The organism is Methylobacterium marchantiae (assembly GCF_042679825.1).
In the GTDB taxonomy this organism is placed as follows: domain Bacteria; phylum Pseudomonadota; class Alphaproteobacteria; order Rhizobiales; family Beijerinckiaceae; genus Methylobacterium; species Methylobacterium marchantiae.
On record NZ_JBHTND010000010.1, the window covers coordinates 37,304 to 58,025 of the forward strand.

7 protein-coding genes are annotated in these 20,722 nt (G+C 68.8%); 1 reads left to right on the plus strand and 6 read right to left on the minus strand.

Going from position 1 to position 20,722, the window contains the following annotated elements; translation table 11 throughout:
• The 4 genes from fhuB to ACFQ4G_RS09240 are packed head-to-tail and all read right to left on the minus strand — an operon-like array spanning window position 1 to window position 5,296.
• Window positions 1-2,019: a Fe(3+)-hydroxamate ABC transporter permease FhuB gene (gene fhuB / locus ACFQ4G_RS09225; RefSeq protein WP_238208008.1), complete on the minus strand. Its 2,019-nt coding sequence runs from the start codon at window positions 2,017-2,019 to the stop codon at window positions 1-3.
• Window positions 2,012-2,881: an ABC transporter substrate-binding protein gene (locus ACFQ4G_RS09230; protein WP_238208006.1), complete on the minus strand. Its 870-nt coding sequence runs from the start codon at window positions 2,879-2,881 to the stop codon at window positions 2,012-2,014. Before ACFQ4G_RS09230 ends, fhuB begins: the two co-directional genes overlap by 8 nt.
• A 16-nt stretch (window positions 2,882-2,897) precedes the next feature.
• Window positions 2,898-4,187 (minus strand): MFS transporter, encoded by a 1,290-nt coding sequence (locus ACFQ4G_RS09235; RefSeq protein WP_238208005.1) that lies wholly within the window; start codon window positions 4,185-4,187, stop codon window positions 2,898-2,900.
• A 41-nt stretch (window positions 4,188-4,228) separates the two neighbouring features.
• Window positions 4,229-5,296 (minus strand): DUF2218 domain-containing protein, encoded by a 1,068-nt coding sequence (locus ACFQ4G_RS09240; protein WP_238208004.1) that lies wholly within the window; start codon window positions 5,294-5,296, stop codon window positions 4,229-4,231.
• A gap of 580 nt (window positions 5,297-5,876) precedes the next feature.
• Here ACFQ4G_RS09240 and ACFQ4G_RS09245 point away from each other — a divergent pair.
• Window positions 5,877-6,632 carry a GNAT family N-acetyltransferase gene (locus tag ACFQ4G_RS09245; RefSeq protein ID WP_238208003.1) on the plus strand — a complete coding sequence of 252 codons (756 nt, stop codon included), beginning with the start codon at window positions 5,877-5,879 and terminating at the stop codon, window positions 6,630-6,632.
• 97 nt (window positions 6,633-6,729) lie between these two features.
• On the opposite strand, the gene ACFQ4G_RS09250 is transcribed toward ACFQ4G_RS09245, so the two are convergent.
• Both ACFQ4G_RS09250 and ACFQ4G_RS09255 read right to left on the minus strand, forming a co-directional pair.
• A complete protein-coding gene (locus ACFQ4G_RS09250; protein WP_379040123.1) occupies window positions 6,730-10,914 on the minus strand; it encodes an amino acid adenylation domain-containing protein in 4,185 nt (1,394 codons plus the stop codon).
• Window positions 10,915-20,688 (minus strand): amino acid adenylation domain-containing protein, encoded by a 9,774-nt coding sequence (locus ACFQ4G_RS09255; protein ID WP_379040124.1) that lies wholly within the window; start codon window positions 20,686-20,688, stop codon window positions 10,915-10,917.
• Window positions 20,689-20,722: the final 34 nt, after the last annotated feature.

Consider the following 20,722-nt stretch of genomic DNA (forward strand, 5'->3'; position numbering starts at 1 on the left):
TCAGCGGCGGCCCAGCAACCACATCAGGAAGGGTCCGCCGACGAGGGTCGCCACCAATCCGGCGGGGAGCTGGTAGGGGAAGAAGGCCATCCGCCCGACGAAATCCGCCGTGACCATGATCAGCGCACCGATGATCGCGGCGCCGGCGAGTTGCGGCGCTGCACGGGTGAGGCCCGATAGGCGCGCCACTTGTGGCGCGACGAGGCCGACGAAGCTCAACGGCCCCGCTACCAAGGTGGCAGCAGTGGTGAGGATCGCCGCCATCGCGAGAATCGCGAGGCGGCTGCGCCGCAGATCGAGGCCCAGCGAGCGGCCGGTCTGATCGCCGAGGGGCAGGAGGTCGAGCCAGCGCGTCATCGCCGGAAGGCAGGCGGCCCCCAGGACGAGGATCGCGAGAGCGGCCACGGCGTCTTCCGGCGTGACGCGCGCCGTGGAGCCCGCCGCCCATCCCAGCAGCATCACCACGGAGGGATCTCCGCTGATCATCAGGATCGTCAGCAGAGCGGCAAAGCCCGTGGTGAGGCCGATCCCGGCGAGGAGCATCTGTTCGGGCACGGTATCGGGGCGACGGCCGAGCCTCAGGATCGCAGCCAGAGTCGCGAGCGCACCGAGGCTGCCGGCGCCGAGCAGCGCCATCCGGTCCGGCGTCCCGAGGATGACGGTGACGGCGACGAGGCCGAGGGCCGCCCCGGAACTGATCCCGAGCACTTCGGGGCTCGCCAGCGGATTGCCTGTGAGACGCTGCAGAAGGGTACCGGCAATGGCCAGCATCGCGCCCGCCGCCAGGGACGCGGCGATGCGGGGCAGGCGCCAGGGCAGCACCTCTTCGAGGCCGTCTCCGACGCTCCAGTGCCAGCCGGCCGTATCACGGCCGAGGGTCAGGGCAATGCCTGCGAGAAGGCCGAGCGAGACAGCGCCCACGAGGACCATTCGCCAGGGCCGCGCGATCCGGACAGAGGCGGCCCGATCCGGATGATGCAGCGACCCGACGCCGCGCAGACGCGGCAGCAGCCAGAGCAGCATCGGCACGCCGACGAGGGCGGCGAGCGCGCCGGTCGGCAATTGGACGATGGGAGTCGCCGCGAGAACGATCGAATCCGTGAGCCAGAGCATGGCCCCGCCGAGGAGCGACGCGGCGACGAGGCGGTCGCGCAGGGTGCGCGTGCCGGTGAGGCGGACCAGGATCGGCGCGGCGAAGCCGACGAAGCCGATGACGCCCACACCCGCCACGACGAAGCCGCCGAGGGCCACGGCCACCGCCACGGCGAGGAACCGAATGCGGCCGAGCGAGAGCCCGAGGCTCCTGGCATTGGCATCGTCGAGGTCGAGCACCGCGAGGGGCCGCACCATCGACGCCATCAGGATGGCCGCTGTCGCGAGGCGGGGTGCGAGATAGGCCGGGGCGGTCCAATCATTCATGGCGAGCGAGCCCGCGCCCCAGATGAACAGGCCGAACAGCCGCTCCTGATGCAGGACGACGAGGAGAGTCTGGATCGCCCCGCAATAGAGTTCGACCACGAGGCCGGCCAGCAGCAGCCCGAGGGGGGCAAAGCCCTTGGCACGCCCCAGCGCGAAGACCGCGAACACCGCCAGGGCGGAGCCGGAGAGCGCCACAGCCTCCCTGCCCTGTGAGAACAGGCCGGGCGCGAACAGGGAGGCCAGCGCCAGAGCGAGCTGCGCGCCCGCCGAGATGCCCAGCGTCGAGGAGGAGGCGAGCGGGTTGCGCAGCACCTGCTGCAGCACCGTCCCCGACAGAGCGAGGGCGGCACCGGCGAGCCATGCAGTGACGATCCGCGGCAGAACGCTCTCGTGCAGGACGAGCTGGGCGATGTCGTTCCGGTCGGGGCTCCACAACGCCTTCAGCGCGGGCCCGAGCGCCATGTCGGCCGTGAGTGTCCGCAGGGTGATGAGCCCCGCGACGAGAGCCACCGTGCCGATGAGGAGTGCCGTCCCGCCGATCCGAGACCGGGGCGACGAGAGGGCATCTAGGCCCGGTTCCGCCAGCTTCACCTCAGCCACGAGGACAATCCCGTTTCGAGAGGCCAGCCATCAGCTCGGCGAAACGCGCGATGGCAGGTAGACCGCCGTAGAACCAGACCGGTTCCAGCACGTCGACATGGTGGTCCCGCACCGCCGGAAGGGCCTGCCAGAGTAGGCTGCCGGCGAGCGCCTTGGCCGCATCGGATCGGATCGGCCCGATATGGACGATGCGCGCATCCGCCGAGCCGGCTGCGAGTTGTTCGATCCCCACCGCCGTGAAGCCGGACGCGTTGCTGGCACCCGTCCAGGCGTTCCGGATATGCAGGCGGTCGAGCACCGTCTGGAACAGGCTGCTGCGGCCATAGACCACGATGTTGCGGTGGTCGACGATCCAGACGAGGTAGGCTGGGCGCCGGTCGCCGGGGCAGGCGCTCGCCGCCGCCTCGGCGAGGATCGCCTCGGTCCGCGCCTCCAGGGCCCTGGCCTGCTCGACCCTGCCGAGGCGCATGGCGATGCGCATGGTCTCCGCCTTCGCCCGTTCGTAGGGGTCACCTGCCGCGTTGGCGATGGAAACCGCTTCCGTCGGTGCGATGCGCGACAGGAAGGCGCCCTGCGTCGCAACCTGGATCGGGTTGGCGAGGATCAGGTCCGGTTTCAGGCTCGCCAGCAATTCGAGGTTCGGCTCGACCACGAGGCCGAGATCGATCACGCCTTCGGGAAGAGCCGGCGCGACAACGGTCCGGTTGTAGTTCTCGGGCTGCGTCACCGCGATCGGCACGATGCCGAGGCCGAGGAGCAGTTCCACGGCGCTCCAGTCGAGGGCAGCGACGCGGGGCTGTGCTGCCCCCCCCTGCGCACGGACAGGAAGAGCACCCAGTAAAAGAAGGAGGAAGGCTGCCAATCCCGCGGCCGCCTGCCTACCGGACATCGACTGCAGCCATGTCGACGCTGCCCGGCAGTGCCTTCGCCTCCGGTGCCAGGCTGGCACGCCCGAGCGCAGGGGTGAGGGCCGCGATGGCGGCGGTGATGGCGAGGCACAGGCCACCGCCGGCCACCATGGCGATCCGGGCGGAGGCGAGATGGGCTGTGGTCCCCGCCTGCATGCCGCCGAGGGCGGGCCCGATCGCCTCCTCCAAAACCCACAGGCTCGAGACGCGACCGAGCATCGCGTCTGGTGTCGCGCGCTGGATCAGGGCGGCACGCAGGATACCGGCGAGGCTCGCCGCGCCACCCAATGCGGCGAGGCAAATGAGAGCGGGAACCATGCCGTCGCTGAAACCCAGCGCGATGCAGGCGCAGGCCCAGACGGCGACGCAGGCGACGAGCCAGCGACCGGCGAACGGGCTGACCCCCGCCCTGCCCGAGCCCAGGGCACCGAAGAGCGCACCGACCGAGGGCGCGGCATAGAGCAGGCCGATACTGTCCGGCCCCTCGCCGAGGCCGTGGGTCGCGAGTTCGGGCAGCAGCACGTAGGGCACGGCGAGGACCAGGGCGACGAGATCGATCAGCAGCAGGCTCAGCACCAGGGGCGAACGCGCGATGTAGCGCAATCCCCCCATGAAGCCGGCCTCGTCCGCGGCGAGTGCGGAGACCTTTATGCCGGCGGAGGGTTCGGCCAGCGGTGGCAGGGACGGCAGGAAGGCCAGAACGATCGGGGTGATGCCGGAGATGACCGCAACGAAGCCGTAGCAGGCGACCAAGCCGGCCCCGGCGGTGATGGCGCCCGCCAGGAACGGGCCCGCGATGGCGCCGACCTGTGCCGCCACGGCGGTGAGCGCGGCGGCGCCGGACAGGTGTTCGCGCCCGACGAGCGCCGGGGTCGCCGCCATGATTGCCGGCATGCCGAAGCCGAAGGTCGAGCCGCCGACCACGGCCGCGGCATAGATCGGCCAGACCAGTGGCTCGGCGAGGGCAGCATTGGCCATGAGGATGAGGATGGTGAGGAGATGCGCGGCGCGCGACCAGACCATCACCGCGCGGCGGTCGTAACGGTCGGCGAGCCAGCCGCCGACGATGAGCGCCAACGCCATCGGCCCGGCCACGGCGGCGTTGAGAAGCGCCACCTGCAGCGAAGAGGATGTCAGTACGTACATCTGCAGGCTGACGGCGACGCCGAGGACCCCGAAGGCGAGAAACGAAGCAGCTCGCGCCGCATAGAGCAGTTGGAACCCCCGGCTCGCCCGCAGGGGTGAGAGGTCGAGCATCATCGGGTAGTGCCACCTGGGATCACGCTGGCCGGGAACATGCCTCAACCTTCGTCCTTGGCGTCTTCGTCGGCTCCGCGCCGCCAATAGGCCACCGCCAGATGCTGGTCACGGGTGAGGCCACAGGTCTTGCGCCAATGCGCCCGCAGGGCCTTGAACGCATCGAACTCGCACGCGGCCCAGGCGAAGACCGTGCGGTCGCCGGGAAACGGGACCGCGCGAACCGCATCCGCCAGCAGGGTGGTGGAGCCGGGCGGGGCGCCGTTGCGATGAAGCCAGCGCAGTTCCAGACCGTCCGGCCGGTCGAGCGCCTGCTCGTCGGCCGGTCCGTCCACTTCGATCACCGCGATCCCGGCCGCCTCTCTCGGCAACCGTCCGAGGATGCGGCCGATGGCGGGCAGGCCGGTCTCGTCGGCGGCGAGACAGTACCATTCCGCCTCGCCGACGCTGCGGCCGCCGGGGCCGAGCAGCCCGACCGTGTCACCGACCTTGGCACGCTTTGCGAAGGACGCGCCGGGACCGGCGTCGTGATGCATGACGAAATCGATGTCGATCTCGCCGGCCGCCACGTCGATGCGGCGGATCGTGTAGGTCCGCATGGAGGGCGCGCCCTCGCCCTGCGGCCAGACCGGGATGCCGTCGATCCCCGGCACGGGCCATTGCGGCGCATGGCCGGCGGGCGGGATGATGACGTGGACGTGCATGTCGAACGCGTCGTAGCGCTCGAGATCCGTGCCGACGAAGGTGACCCTCCGCATATGTGGTGTGAGATCGACGACGCGTCTCACACACACCTCACGCAGACTCGGGAGCGTGTTGTCGTCGCAACCGTCGCCGGTCCAGACGATCGATGCATCGGTGGCGCCCGGAAGTTCCTGGAGATGCGAGGCAAGCATGAACTTGACGACGGCGAGTGAGGTCTCGTCGGTCGCCTCCGCTTTGAGGGCGAGCAGACCTTCAGCGGCCACGAGCGTGCCGATTCCGATATCGAATTCGACCCGGCCGCGGCCCGGTTCGTGAAACACGGGAATGTCGTGTTCGAGGAAATGCTCGCACAGGTCCACGATGTAACGGCGGGCATCGGCGAGGCGAACCTGGGCTTCAGAAGCCATGGCTGTCACGGGATCTCCTCCACGATAGCGGGTCGGTATGCGGCCGAGCCTCGGATTGACTGCAGGCCGTAGACGATGAGAAGCGGAAATACAACGCGCAGGATTTGCAATGCTTTCATTGGGATAGATCGCGTCTTTGAATAATATTCATATAGAAAAATATGAACACAAAGATATTTTGTCGAATAATTATTTCCTCGACATATTTGATTTGACGAAAAATTGCTTGGGTCGGTATGTTCGCGGTCCCACGCCCACGACGTCCCATCCAGGGAAGCCGACGTCGCGAGCCTGCCATTCTGCTGAGCTTCAAGGCCGGCGAATCGCAGCGAGCATGCAGAGATCCGACTCACGGAGATCATAGGAATGCATCTCCGCCCTCATGGAAATCCAGCTTGCAGATTTTAGCGATTGCAACGGGGACTTTTCCGTCATTCTCTTCGTTACATCGATAACATGGCTTGATGATCTCTATCCGTTCTCGAATAACACGTGACGATCCCTGTAAAAGCGCAGCCTCACGTCTTTTTCGTACGTCGAATACATTGGAAAATGCATGATAGAATTCGATTTTTGCGAAATGCTCGATGCCCATTGCCTGATGCAGTCGGGCTGCTACGTCTCGGACATCGAAACCACACCTGACGGCGGACGTTATCTCTGGTCGAACGACATCCCCGAGCCGGGATTCAATGTCGGCGTCGGGACCACCGACCTTGCCTGGATACGCGCGACCTCCGCGAAACGTGGCCGCCTCCCGGCCATCCTCGTCAGCGGGGAGCAGGAGCGCGAGAGGCTCGAAGCCCATCCCGACCTGCAGGCGGCCTTCCCGACGTGCTGGATGATTCGCGATTGTACGAGCGTGCTGCCGCCGACCATGCCGGAGGGATTGACCCTTGCGGTAAGCGAGTCCACCGCCCCCGGAGAGGACTACCTGTCGGTCTGCCGTGGTCTCTACGAGGACGAGAGCGTCAACGCGGTGGCCGAGGCCATCTTCCTGCCGGTGCTGCGCGATGCCCGGCCGGTAGAGGGCGTCGAGACGTACCATCTCACCGTGAGCGAGGACGGCGTTCCATTGGCCTGTGCCTCCGTCTACCGCTCGGGCGGCCTTGCAGGGCTCTACAATGTCGGCACTCTCGCGACGCATCGCGGAAAGGGACTCGGCGCCCTGGTCACGCGGGCGGCGATCGACACCGCCCGTCAGGCCGGCGCGGAAGCGACGATGCTGCAATGCGTGGCCGGCGGCCATGTGGAGCGGCTCTATTCCGGCCTCGGCTTCGTCAAAGCGGCGAGCCCGACGCTGATGGTGTTCTCGCTCAGCCCCGGCGCCGGGTGAGCCGGCCGGCCGCGCTGGCGATGACACACCTCTCTCTCCCCTGCAGGGAGAGAGAGGCGGTAGGGACGGCTCTGCCGGCCGAGCACCCCGTCTCATCTCAAAGTCCGTCACGCGCGCCCTCCGGACGAAGCGAGGCAGCGAAACTGTCGTGGAAGGCCGCGGAGTCCACGATCTCCCGGTGAGTCACGCCGGGGATCACGGTCACTTGCTCGACCCGACGCGAGTAACGCTGCCAATCCACATGATTGAGGCCGCGCTCCACCGAATTGCCGGCGAGCCAAACGCGGATCGGGCAATCGAAAGGCTGCGCCCTGTAGCGGCGATACAGCAGCGTGTTGTCGACGAAGGTCCAGAGTTCGTATTCCTTGCTGCCGACACCCGGCCCGTCGAGGGGCAGCGGATCGGGGGCCGCCGCCACATAGGCGAGGAACTGCTCGTGGAGTTCCGGGTCCATGCGCCGGAACAGGTCTTCCCAATCGGCCCGCATCGGCGAGCGCTCCAGCCAGGACGCGACGTTATCCTGAAGGCGGCGTCGATGCTCCGGCGTCAGCACCGGCAGGGCGCCGACGGCGAAGCTGACATCGATGTCGCAGACGTCGAGCATGCCGACGAAGCCGAGGTCGATGCGCGAGCCGAGCATCCGCGCCGCCTCGTAGGCCAGCACCCCGCCCCAGGACCAGCCGAGCATCGCGCAGGGGCGACCGGCACTCTCCTTCTCGATGATCTCCGCGTAACGCGCGGTGATGTCCTCCACCGAGACCACGCTCTTGCGGGCATCGGTGAGGGAGTAGCAGACGAAGCCGGTGACCGGCTGGTCCGGCCCGAGACGGCGAACCAGGGGCGCGTATTCGCGGGTGTTCACCATCAAGCCGGGGAAGCAGTAGAGCATTGGCCGGTCGCCGGTCGCCCGCAGACGTACCACCTGGGCGGTGCCGACCGCATCGGCGATGAGCGAAGCGGCCAGGGTCGCTACGGTTTGGTTGTTGAAGATGTCGGCGATGGTCGGGCTGCGACCGGGAAAGGCCGCGCCGAGGGCGGTGAGCACCCGCAGGGCCGTGAGCGAGTTCGCCCCCGCTTCGAAGAAGTTTTGGTCTGGGTGTATGGTCTGGAGGCCGAGCGCGCTGGCCCAGATGTCGGCCACGATCGTCTCGGTGGGGCCGAGCGGGCGCATCGCCTCGATCGAGACCTCCGCCAGCGGCGCGGGCGCGGGCGCGGGCAGCGCGGCCCGGTCGAGCTTGCCGTTGGGCGTCAGCGGAAGCCGCTCCAGCCCCACGATCCGCGCCGGCACCATGTAGTCCGGAAGACGCCGCGCCAGAGCCGCCCGGATCGCGCGCGCGTCGAGGGTCGCCCCCGGGGCCGCCACCGCATAGGCCACCAGCATCGGACCCGCCGGACCCGGACGCAGTGCCGCCGCCGCTCCCGCGATCGTCTCCTGCCCCAGAAGCGCCGCCTCCACCTCCCCGAGCTCGATCCGGAACCCGCGCAGCTTCACCTGCGCATCCGCCCGACCGAGATACTCCACCGTCCCGTCCGCCTTCCACCGCGCCAGATCCCCCGTGCGGTAGAGACGCCCGCCCGGACGCCCCGATAATTCGGGGAACGGGTCGGGGATGAACCGGTCCGCCGTCTGCCCGGGCCGGCCGAGATAACCCCGCGCCAGACCGTCGCCGCCCGAACCCGCGCCACCCGAACCCGCGCCGCCCAGATGCAGCTCGCCGGTGACACCCACCGGAACCGGCTGCAGCGCCGCGTCGAGGATGTAGGCCCGCCGGTCCCCCACCGCACGGCCGATCGGGGCGTAGGCCCCCTCCACCGCATCCCCCGCCCGAGCCCGCCAGACCAGCGGCGAGATCACTGCCTCGGTCGGGCCGTAGCCGTTGATCAGCAGCGTCGGGTCGAGCGCACGGCCGATCAGCGCGAAGCTCTCCCGCGACAGGGCCTCGCCGCCGAAGGCGTAGGAGCGCCGGCTCGGCCTTGCCCCCGATGCCGCTTCCAGGGCGAGCTGGTGCATGTAGGCGGTGGGAAAGCCCGCATGGGTGACGCCGTGGCGCTCCATGGCATCGAGCGCCTCGCGCGGGGTCCACAGCCCGTCGGGCTTGAGCACGACGCAGCCGCCGAAGGCCAGCGGCACCATCCAACGCTCCTGCGCCCCGTCGAAGCTCATCGACAGGACGTGGAGCTCGCGCGTGCGCCGGTCGGTGCCGTAGACCGCGCCCGTCGCCCGCACGTGCCTGGCCAGCGGCCCGTGCGCCACGGCGACGCCCTTCGGGGTCCCGGTCGAGCCCGAGGTGTAGATGACGTAGGCGAGCTGGTCCGGATGGGGCGTGCGCGACGGGGCGGTCTGCGCCTCCCCCGACTGGTCGAGACTGGCCAGATCGAGGGTGGCAAAGTCGAGGATCGGGAGGTCGTCCCGCCCGGCCTCCTCCGCCAGGCCATCGAGATCCGTGCCCCGCACCAGCAGCAGCCGGGCGCCGGCATCGCGCAGGAGCGCGGCCAGGCGCGCCCTCGGCTGGGTCGGATCGAGGGGCAGGAACGCGCCTCCGGCCCGCAGGATGGCGAGGAAGGCCGCGATCTGGTCGGGACCGCGCGGCAGGGCAACGCCGACAACGCCCTCGGGACCGACGCCGGCGCGGATCAGGCGATGGGCGAGGCGGTTGGCCGCCCGGTCGAGATCGCCGAAGGAAGTGACCCGCGCCCCGCAGATCACCGCAGGCGCGTCCGGGTCGGACAGGGCCGCCTGCCCGATCAGGTCCGGCACGAGCGCATCCGACAGGGGCATCCCGTCCCCATACGGAGACGACAATGCCGAAAGACACGACCAACCCACCAAAGGTAAACCGTCAAGGCGGCGGCTCGAATCCTCCACCGCCCCACGCAGCAGGGTGAGGAACCCGTCGCGCATCCGTTCCATGGTTTCCCGCTGGAACAAGTCGGTCGCATAGCCGAACGAACCGCGCACCGCCCCACCGGTTTCCGTCACCGTTTCCAGGACGAGGTCGAACTGGACGTTGCCGGTCCCCCGCCCGAAGGGCGATACGACGAGCCCAGCGATATCGAACCGGCCCGGCCCCTCGACGCGGTGGCTGTGCATCACCTGAACGACAGGCGTGTGGCTCACCGTCCGGCGGGTCTGGAGCGCCTCCACCAGCCGCTCGAAGGGCAGGTCCTGATGCCCTTGCGCATCCACCATGGCGTCGCGCACGGCCCGCACGTGGTCGAGGACGCACGCACCCGGATCGACCCGCACCCGGATCGCCAGGGTGTTGACGAACAGGCCGACGAGCCCCTCCGTCTCGGGCCGATTGCGGTTGGCGACGGGGATGCCGATGCGCAGGTCCGTCTCACCGGTATAGCGCTTGAGAAGCAGGGCGAGGATGGCGAGGAAGACCATCGCCGTGGTGGCGCCGGCCTGCCGCGCCAGGGATTCGAGACGCGCCGCCACATCGGCATCGAGCGCGAACTCGACCGCCGCCCCGCGGAAGCTCTGGACAGCCGGACGTGGCCGGTCGGTCGGCAGCGGGATCACGCTCTCCGTTGCGCCGAGGCGTTCGCGCCACCAGTCGAGCTGCCGGTCGAGCTCGCCCGCCTCCAGCCAGTCGCGCTGCCAGCGCGCGTAATCGGCATAGGCGATCGGCATCGGCGGGAGAGTGGCGACCTGCCCCTCGGCGTAGAGGCGCATCAGCTCCGAGAGCAGGATCTCCACCGAGCGGCCATCGGAGACGAGATGGTGCATGGTCAGGAGGAGAACGTGGCGCTCGGGCTCCATCCGCACCAATACGGCTCGCAACAGGGGCGGCGTCGCCAGATCGAAGGGCCGCCGGGCCTCCTCCCGCGACAGGATGGCGAGACGGTCCTCGCGTGACGACACGTCTTCGGCTTCGAACGAGACATGCCGCAGGCTCACTGCAACGACGTCCGCGGTGACGGCCTCCACTTGGTCGTTCTCGCCTGTTCGAAATCCCGTCCTCAAGGCCGGGTGCCGCTCGACCAGGGATTCGAAGGCGAGCGCCAGGGCTTTCCCGTCGAGCGGCCCGACGAGATCGAGCCCTCCCGCGATATGCAGCAGGGCCGCGTCGCCCCCCATCCGCCCGATCAGCCACAGTCGCTCCTGCGCGTAGGACAGGGGTGCGACCCGTTCGAGACCGTCCCCCCCGTCGTCCGATACGATCGGCAGGCGAGAGAAATCGATGCCACGTGCCGCCAGGGCTTCGAGGAAGACACGGCGCCTGTCGGCGGGAAGCCGGCCGAAGCGGCGGCTGAGATCGGCGGCCTGAGTGCTCATTCAAGCCTCGAGATCGGCGAGGAGGGCGTCCATGTCGGACAGGTCGGCGGCTTCGTCCCGCCCGGCATCCACTTCATTGCCCATAGTGACGGCGAGAGCGTAGGCGCGCAGGGTCGGTGCCTCGAATAGGGCACGGATCGCAACGGTGACGCCGAGGCGCTGCTTCACCCGCATGGCGAGCTGCGCTGCCGTGAGGGAGTGACCGCCGAGCACGAAGAAATCGTCGTCGCGGCCTATCGTCTCGACGTCCAGCACCTGACGCCAGATGTCGGACAGGACGGCCTCCATAGTCCCTTCGGGTGGCGATGAGCCCTGCGGAGCAGAGAGCGGAGCGGGCAATGCTCTGAGGTCGAGCTTGCCGTTCGGGGTGAGCGGCAAAGAGGGGACGGCGACGATATGAGCCGGCACCATATGTGTCGGGAGCCGGCACATGATCCGATCGCGCAAGGAAGCCGCATCGATCTGGTGTCCGACGACATAGGCGACGAGCTGTTTGTCCCCGGCGGATTCGCGCAGCGCGACCGCGGCATCGATCACGGTCGGATCGGCCCGCAACGCCGCTGCGATCTCCCCCGTTTCGATCCGGAATCCCCGCAATTTCACCTGTCCGTCGGCCCGCCCAAGATAGGCCAAGGTTCCGTCAGGCCGACGCACGGCAAGGTCGCCGCTGCGATAGAGGCGTGTACCCGGCGGTCCGAACGGGTCCGGCACGAAGCGCTCGGCCGTCAGTGCCGCCCGCCCGAGATAGGCCTGCGCCAGACCGGCGCCTCCTACATGGAGCTCACCCGCCACGCCATCGGGCACGAGGGTGAGGGAGGCGTCGAGGAGGTACAGGGTGAGGTCCGGCAGGGAGTCACCGATGGGGCTATCCGCCCCTTCCGCATCGCTCGCGACAAGCGGGCGATAGGTTACGTGAACCGTGGTTTCAGTGATGCCGTACATGTTCACGAGCCGGGGCGAGGCATCGCCGAAACGCGCGAACCAGGGTTTGAGCGCAGCGACATCGAGGGCTTCACCACCGAAGACGACGTGGCGCAGCGCCAGCCCCTGAGGGCGCACGAGGGCGGCCTGCATCAACGGCCCGAAGGCGGAGGGGGTCTGGTTCAGCACGGTGACACCCTCGCGGACGAGGAGATCGAGGAACGCATCTGCCGCCCGGGCAACCTCGCGCGGCACGACGACGAGGCGTCCGCCATGACAGAGCGCGCCGAAGATTTCCCAGACCGAGAAATCGAACCCATAGGCGTGGAACAGGGTCCAGACGTCGTCCTCGGCAAACCCGAAATCGGCCTCCGTGACGGTGAGGAGCCGGGCCGCATTCGCGTGGGTGACGACAACACCCTTCGGCTGGCCGGTGGAACCGGACGTGTAGATCACATAGGCCGGCTGCTCCGGGTGGGGTGCGGGGGGCAGAGGCGTGTCCACGTCGTCGATGGCTGAATCGAGCAGGATCGGCCGGGGTCCGTCCTCGGGCAGGCTTTCGGCGAGGCCGGGCGCGGCGAGCACGTGCCGGGCACCGCAATCGGCGAGCATGAAACCGAGACGATCGGCCGGATAGCTCGGATCGAGGGGCACATACCCAGCCCCGCTCTTCAGGATCGCCAGAATTCCAACGATGAGAGCGATCGAGCGCTCTGCGCAGAGGCCGACGAGATCGCCCGGTTGCACGCCTTGGCAGACGAGGTGCCGTGCTAGGCGCGCCGCCCTCGCCTCGATATCGGCATAGCTGGCCTGCTCGTCCTGGAACGTGACGGCCACGGCCTGCGGCCGGCGCTTGGCCTGCTCGGCGATCCTCAGATGGATCGCAGGCTCGACCGGCGACAATCGGACGGCCGCGGCCCGGTGCCGTGCCTCCTCGAACTCTTTTGGCAAAGCGAGAACCAGGGCATCGAGCGGTCGCCCGGCCGCATCCATGAGCGCGTCGAGGATATGCAGGACCTGCGCATCGAGGCGATGAACGTCGGCGGCGGAAATTCGTGCCTGATCGACGCTCCAGTTGAGGCGCGGCGTTCCGTCGAGGAGAAGCGACAGGGTCAGGGGAACGTCGGTGGCCTCGATCGTCGTCACCGGGCCGAATTGCAGACCGCCAAGGCTGCGGTCGCGAACCACGGTATCGAGAGGGTAATTCTCGACGACGAGAAGGCTGTCGAAGAGCGGCTGCCCGCTTCGTCCGGCCCAGGACTGAATGTCGGCGAGGGAGGCGAGGTCATGATCGCGCAAGACGGCCGCGTCTGCCTGCAGCCCACGCAACCACTCCGAAACGGGGATGTGACCGGGAAGGCGGACGCAACGCGGCACCGTGTTGATGAACAGGCCGAGGACCTCGTGCAGGCCGCCGTCGTCCGGTGGACGGCCAGACCCGGTGATGCCGAAAGCCACGGTCGAGCGTCCGGTGAAACGGCTCAAGGTCAGTGCCCATACCGCTTCGAACACCGTGTTCAGGGTCACCTTCTCGCGTCGGGCGAAGGCTAGGAGACGCTCCGCTCTAGCTTCCCCCAGCGCCGTATCGACGGCGATGTGCCCGCTCGCTCCTACCACGCCGGAGAGCGCCGGAGCGATGAGACTTGGCTCGTCCAATGAGGCGAGGGCCCCGCGCCAGAACCTCTCGTCGCCCCCGCGGTCGACGCGGGACAGGCGGATGAGATGGTCGCGGAACAGACGGGACGGCGCCGCGACCGGTTCACCGGAATAGTGGCGCAGCACTTCGGAGATGAGGCGGGCATTGCTCCATCCATCGAGGAGGAGATGATGGCAGGTCCAGATCAATCGATGCCGGTCCTGACCGAGGTCGACGATAAGGAGGCGCATCAGCGGCGGCTGTGCGAGATCGAAGCCGCGGGCACGCTCGGCCCGTGCGAGCGCATCGAGATCGGCGTCGACAGCATCCGACAGGTCGAGCCGGGTCACCGATAGGTTTGCCGAGGCGTGAACGACCTGGAGCGGAACGTCGAGGTCGTCGGTCCAGTGGAAGCCCGTGCGGAGGATCGGATGGCGGGCGACACTCGCCCGCCAAGCCGCCGCGAAGCGATCGGGATCGAGACCACGGATGGTCACGCCGAGTTGGTTGACGTAGAGGCCCTCGCCCGGAGCGGCGAGAGCATGGAACAAGATCCCGCCCTGAGTCGGGGTCAGCGGATAGATGTCCTCCATGTTTCGTGGATCGAGCCCGAGGCCCTCGATCTTTTCCTGTGTGAGTGCCGCGAGAGGAAAGTCCGATGGGGTCACGCCACCGGCAACCGGGTCGAGGCCGTGCTCGACGAGGGTCGCGAATTCAGTCTCGAGAGCTTCGGCAAGGCTATCGATGGTCGCGGCATCGAAGCGGGCACCGCTGTAGCCGAGGCGCAAGGTCAGCGTGCCATTTCGCAGGAAGCTGTCGACGACGAGTTCCGACCCCAGCGGAGCGTCAGCGTCTGCCGACAGGCGCATCGCCTCGGTGTCGAGTGTGAACAGCGCACCGGCATCAATGTCGCCGACATTGCCGAGGTGATTGAAGGTCACGTCCGGCCACGGCACGGCGGACAGGCACGCGCGCTCGGATTGAGTACCGAGGTAGCGGAGGATGGAAAATCCCGATCCGTCTCCGGGTCCGCTCCGCATCGTCTCTTTAGCCGACTTTAGATCGCCGGAGACATCACCGGAGATCGTTAGTCCGACAGGAACGAGGGTCGTGAACCAGCCGATTGTCCGATCGAGGGGAAGACTCGCCGCATCGCCGCTCCGGCCGTGGCGCTCCAGCGTCACGCCGAGTGTCCTGTAACCCGACCAGGCAGCCACGGCGCGCGAGAGGCCGGCCAGGAGCACTTCGTCGAGCCGCATCCGATAGGCCGCACGCAGGCGATCGAGGCCAGCCACGATGAGGGAATCGAGCACCAGATTCCTCGTGCGCGCCTGCCGTTGATCGCGCGAAGCGTCGGGACGATCGACGGGAAGCCCGGCGCTCGAAGTTGAGAGAGCGCTCGTCCAGGCTTCGGTCTGGTTGCCGATCTCCGCCGCGTGATCCTGCAGGCGATGTGCCCAGGCACGGAACGGCGTCGCAGGGGCGAGGGTCGATACATCGCCCCGGTAGAGCAGGTCGAGGTCCGAGACGAGAATACGCCAGGAGACGGCATCCACCACCAGGTGATGGGCCGTGAGGAGCAGGCGCTGGCGTCCGCCGGGCAGGTTCGCGAGCAGAGAGGCGAAGACGCGTCCATCGGCGAGGTTGAGGCTGCGCTCGGCCGCAAGGAAGCACGTCCGCGCCTCGTCGTCGCTCGCTACGTCAACGATCGAGAGCGGACCAGCGAGGCGATCGGGCGATACGGGCTCCTGGATCCAGGCTCCGTCCGCATCTTGGCCGAAGGCGTATCGCAGTGCTTCGTGATGAGCGACGAGGGCGATCAGCGCCTCGCCGAGGCGATCCGCGTCGAGGTTCACACGCGCATCGAGTTCGAGAGACTGGTTCCATTGGTCTCGTCGCGGCATCGGCTGTTCGAAGAACCAATGCTGGATGGGGGTGAGCGGGGCGGGACCTTCGGGGACCCGGACCTCTGCCACGTCCCCGTCGAGCCGGGTGATCGCGCAAGCGAGAGCCGCGACGGTCTGATGCTCGAAGATCTGGCGCGGCGTCGCGACAAAACCCGCTTCGCGCAGGCGAGCGACGATTGCGAGGCTGAGGATGGAGTCTCCCCCCGCTTCGAAGAAGTTTTGGTCTGGGTGTATGGTCTGGAGGCCGAGCGCGCTGGCCCAGATGTCGGCCACGATCGTCTCGGTGGGGCCGAGCGGGCGCATCGCCTCGATCGAGACCTCCGCCAGCGGCGCGGGCGCGGGCGCGGGCAGCGCGGCCCGGTCGAGCTTGCCGTTGGGCGTCAGCGGAAGCCGCTCCAGCCCCACGATCCGCGCCGGCACCATGTAGTCCGGAAGACGCCGCGCCAGAGCCGCCCGGATCGCGCGCGCGTCGAGGGTCGCCCCCGGGGCCGCCACCGCATAGGCCACCAGCATCGGACCCGCCGGACCCGGACGCAGTGCCGCCGCCGCTCCCGCGATCGTCTCCTGCCCCAGAAGCGCCGCCTCCACCTCCCCGAGCTCGATCCGGAACCCGCGCAGCTTCACCTGCGCATCCGCCCGACCGAGATACTCCACCGTCCCGTCCGCCTTCCACCGCGCCAGATCCCCCGTGCGGTAGAGACGCCCGCCCGGACGCCCCGATAATTCGGGGAACGGGTCGGGGATGAACCGGTCCGCCGTCTGCCCGGGCCGGCCGAGATAACCCCGCGCCAGACCGTCGCCGCCCGAACCCGCGCCACCCGAACCCGCGCCGCCCAGATGCAGCTCGCCGGTGACACCCACCGGAACCGGCTGCAGCGCCGCGTCGAGGATGTAGGCCCGCCGGTCCCCCACCGCACGGCCGATCGGGGCGTAGGCCCCCTCCACCGCATCCCCCGCCCGAGCCCGCCAGACCAGCGGCGAGATCACTGCCTCGGTCGGGCCGTAGCCGTTGATCAGCAGCGTCGGGTCGAGCGCACGGCCGATCAGCGCGAAGCTCTCCCGCGACAGGGCCTCGCCGCCGAAGGCGTAGGAGCGCCGGCTCGGCCTTGCCCCCGATGCCGCTTCCAGGGCGAGCTGGTGCATGTAGGCGGTGGGAAAGCCCGCATGGGTGACGCCGTGGCGCTCCATGGCATCGAGCGCCTCGCGCGGGGTCCACAGCCCGTCGGGCTTGAGCACGACGCAGCCGCCGAAGGCCAGCGGCACCATCCAACGCTCCTGCGCCCCGTCGAAGCTCATCGACAGGACGTGGAGCTCGCGCGTGCGCCGGTCGGTGCCGTAGACCGCGCCCGTCGCCCGCACGTGCCTGGCCAGCGGCCCGTGCGCCACGGCGACGCCCTTCGGGGTCCCGGTCGAGCCCGAGGTGTAGATGACGTAGGCGAGCTGGTCCGGATGGGGCGTGCGCGACGGGGCGGTCTGCGCCTCCCCCGACTGGTCGAGACTGGCCAGATCGAGGGTGGCAAAGTCGAGGATCGGGAGGTCGTCCCGCCCGGCCTCCTCCGCCAGGCCATCGAGATCCGTGCCCCGCACCAGCAGCAGCCGGGCGCCGGCATCGCGCAGGAGCGCGGCCAGGCGCGCCCTCGGCTGGGTCGGATCGAGGGGCAGGAACGCGCCTCCGGCCCGCAGGATGGCGAGGAAGGCCGCGATCTGGTCGGGACCGCGCGGCAGGGCAACGCCGACCACGCCCTCGGGACCGACGCCGGCGCGGATCAGGCGATGGGCGAGGCGGTTGGCCGCCCGGTCGAGATCGCCGAAGGAAGTGACCCGCGCCCCGCAGATCACCGCAGGCGCGTCCGGATCGGACAGAGCCGCCTGCCCGATCAAATCCGGCACGAGCGCATCCGACAGGGGCATCCCGTCCCCATACGCAGCCGACAATGCCGAAAGACACGACCGACCCACCAACGGTAAACCGTCAAGACGGGAGTCGGAGGCACCGGTGAGGCCGGTGAGCAGGGCGAGGTAGCCCTGTTCGAACCGAGCGATGGCGGCGGCATCGAACAGAGTTTCGGAATAGGCGAAGGTCGCCGAGAGTTGCCCGTCCCGCTCCGCCACTTCGAGCACGAGATCGTAGGCAGGGGTACCGGTATCGCGGCCGAACGCCTGCAGGTTCAGGCCGGCCACAGTACCGAGGTCGCCGAGGGATGCCGGCTGCTGGCTGATCATCACACGGGCCAGGGGAGCGCGACCCGGAATGCGTGCCGGCTGAAGGGCGTCCACCAGCCGCTCGAAGGGCAGATCTTGATGGGCCAAGGCATCGGTGAGCAATGCCCATACCCGGCTAACCATCTCGCGGCCACGCTGAGCCGGATCGATGGTCAACGGCAGCACGAGCGTGTTCACGAACGCACCGACGAGGTGTTCGACGCCCGGCAATTGGCGACCCGCCACGGGCATGGCGATGCGTACGTCCCGGGTCTCGCCGTAGCGATGCAGGAACAGGGCGAAGGCGCTCAGCAGGATCGCGAACGGCGACGTCCCGGTCTCGCCCGCGAGTTCCGCGACACGGCGGCTCGTGTCTTCGCCGATCTCGAAGCCGTGCCGAAGGACGCGATCGGACGATCCGGTGAGCCTATGCCGGTCGGTGAGCGAGAGGGCGGGCTCGGGGTCGCCGAGGCGTTCGCGCCACCAGAAGAGATCGGCCTCCATAGTATCGGCCTGCATCCCGCTCGCCTGCCATGCGGCGATATCGGCCGGCTGAATCGCGAGAGGAGCCAGATCGGCCGACCGGCCTTCGGTCTCGGCCGAGTACAGGGCCGGCCATTCACGCAGGATCACGCCCATGGACCAACCGTCGGAGACGATGTGGTGCAGGGTCACGAGGAGGACATGATGAGCCTCGTCGAGACGGACCAGGGCGAAGCGTGCCAGTGGGCCACCGGCGAGAGCGAAGGGACGCTCGGCCTCCTCGCGGGACAGCTCCGCGAAACGGCCGTCGCGGCTTTCCGGGGCGCAGGCCGTCAAGTCGATCTCACTGAGCAGATTTATGGAATCGGCTTCGATCGTCTGTTCGGCCCGACCGTCGGGTCGGCGATGCAGACGCGTCCGAAAGGCCTCGTGCCGTGCAATGAGGGCATGGAGGCTGCGCTTCAGGGCGTCCCGATCGAGCGTCCCGTGCAGATGAATCCCGCCGGCGATGTGGTGACGTTCATCGTCGCCGAATTCGGCCTCGAACCAGAGGCGTTCCTGCACGAGGGACAAGGGAAGGGCCGCGCCGCGTGAGGCCGCAGGTATGACGAGGGCCTGCGTACTGGCGGAGATTTCCGACCCGACGGCATCGGCGAAAACGCCGAGCCGGGGATGGGCGAACAGGATCTGCGGCGGGATTGCGACGCCGATGACCGTCCGAAGCTCCGTGAGCATCCGGATTGCGGCGATCGAGTTGCCGCCGAGGGCGAAGAAGTGGCTGTCGCGTGTAATATCCTGCCGGTCAAGGATGGCGGACCAGATCGCGGCGAGGCGCGAGTCGAGGTCGCTCATCGGTGCGGTCGGGCCGGGCTTCGAGGCGTCGTCCGCATCGGCGCGGCGGCCGTCCTCGACCACCGCATAGGCGTCGAGGGATCTGGCTTGCCATCCGCGACGGGCGGCACCCCGCTGAATCTTGCCGCTCGACGTGCGCGGCAGGCCGCCGGGATTGAGGAGAACGACCACCCGTGCGGTTTCGAGGAAGGCGCCGGCGACCGCCTCCGAGACCAGCGCGGCGAGGGCTTCGGGAGCGACGAGCTTCTGGACGGTGCGCGAGATCTCCACGGCGACGCCGATGCCCTCGCGCCCGTCGCGCTCGATGGCGAAGGCGGCGATGCGTCCCTGGCGCAGGATGTCGACGCTCTGCTCCACGACCCGCTCGACGTCCTGCGGATAGACGTTCTGGCCGCGCAGGATGATGAGGTCCTTCTCGCGGCCGACGAGGAAGAGCCGGCCCCGGTGGAGGAAGCCGAGATCGCCCGTCTTCAGACACCGGATTCCGTGCCGCTCGACGAAGGCGGCAGCCGTCGCGTCCGGGTTGCGCCAATAGCCCTGGGCGAGACTGGGACCCGACACCACCACCTCGCCGATGCTCCCCTCCGGCAGAATAGTGCCGTCCGGACCGGCGATATGGATCGGATGGTCCGGTTGCGCGAAGCCGCAATCGACCAGCCGGGTGCCCGTTTCGGCCGCGGCGGCGCGGCCTTCGGCGAGGATCGTGGGATCGAGGTCGAGGAAGCGCATGCCCTCGCCACGCTCGCCGGCGCTGAGGAACAGGGTCGCCTCCGCCAGGCCGTAGGAGGGGCGCAGGGCGCGGATTTCGAAGCCGGCGGGAGCGAAATGCTCGGCGAAGTCGGCCATGGTGGAGGCGCGAACCATCTCGGAGCCCGAGAAGGCGATCTGCCAGCTGGAGAGGTCGAGGCGGGCGACGGTCTCGGCATCGACCCTGTCCTGGCACAGGCGGAACGCGAAATCGGGGCCGCCGCTCACCGTCCCGCGATGACGAGCGATGGCTTCCAGCCAGCGTGCGGGGCGTCCGAGGAAGTGCTTGGGCGACATCAGGACGGCGAGGATGCCCGTATAGATCGGCTGCAACATCCCGCCGATCAGGCCCATGTCGTGATAGAGCGGGAGCCAGCTCACCATCACGTCATCGGGGCGAAACCCGAACCCGATCCGGATGAGGTGCTCGTTGGCGACGAGGTTGGCGTGGCTGACGATCACGCCCTTCGGCAGGGCTGTGGAACCGGATGTATATTGCAGGAAGGCGATGGTTTCCGGCGATGGCGCCGTCACTGACCAGGGGACATCGTCCGCCGCGATCTCCTCGACCGGCACGATCGTGCTCGGAGATCCCGAGGCGGCGAGCATGTCCTGAACGGATTCGGCGTCGCCGTGATGGACGAGGATCGCCGCCGGCTCGGCATCGCCGATGATGGCGGCGATGCGCGCCTGATGCTGGGCGCGGCGGGGCTCCGGCGGGAAGAGCGGGACGGCGACGAGGCCAGCATAGAGGCAGCCGAAGAAGCCCGCGACGTAGTCGAGCCCGGTGTCGAGCAGCAGGCAGACCCGGTCGCCGGGGCTCGCCGATTCCCGCAGGCGCGCGGCGATCGCCCGGGCTCGGGCGTCGATTTCCGCATAGGTGACAGTGACTTCGCCGAGGCGCGGATCGTCGAGGAAACGAAGCGCCGGGACGGCGCCGTGGTTCTCCGCGAGCCAGCGCAGGTGGCTGACGAGATCCACGGCGGGCGGGACCGCCAGCGGCGCGCGCAGGAGACCGTCGGTCATCATGTGTCCTGATGTGGTCATCGAAACGGAGGGC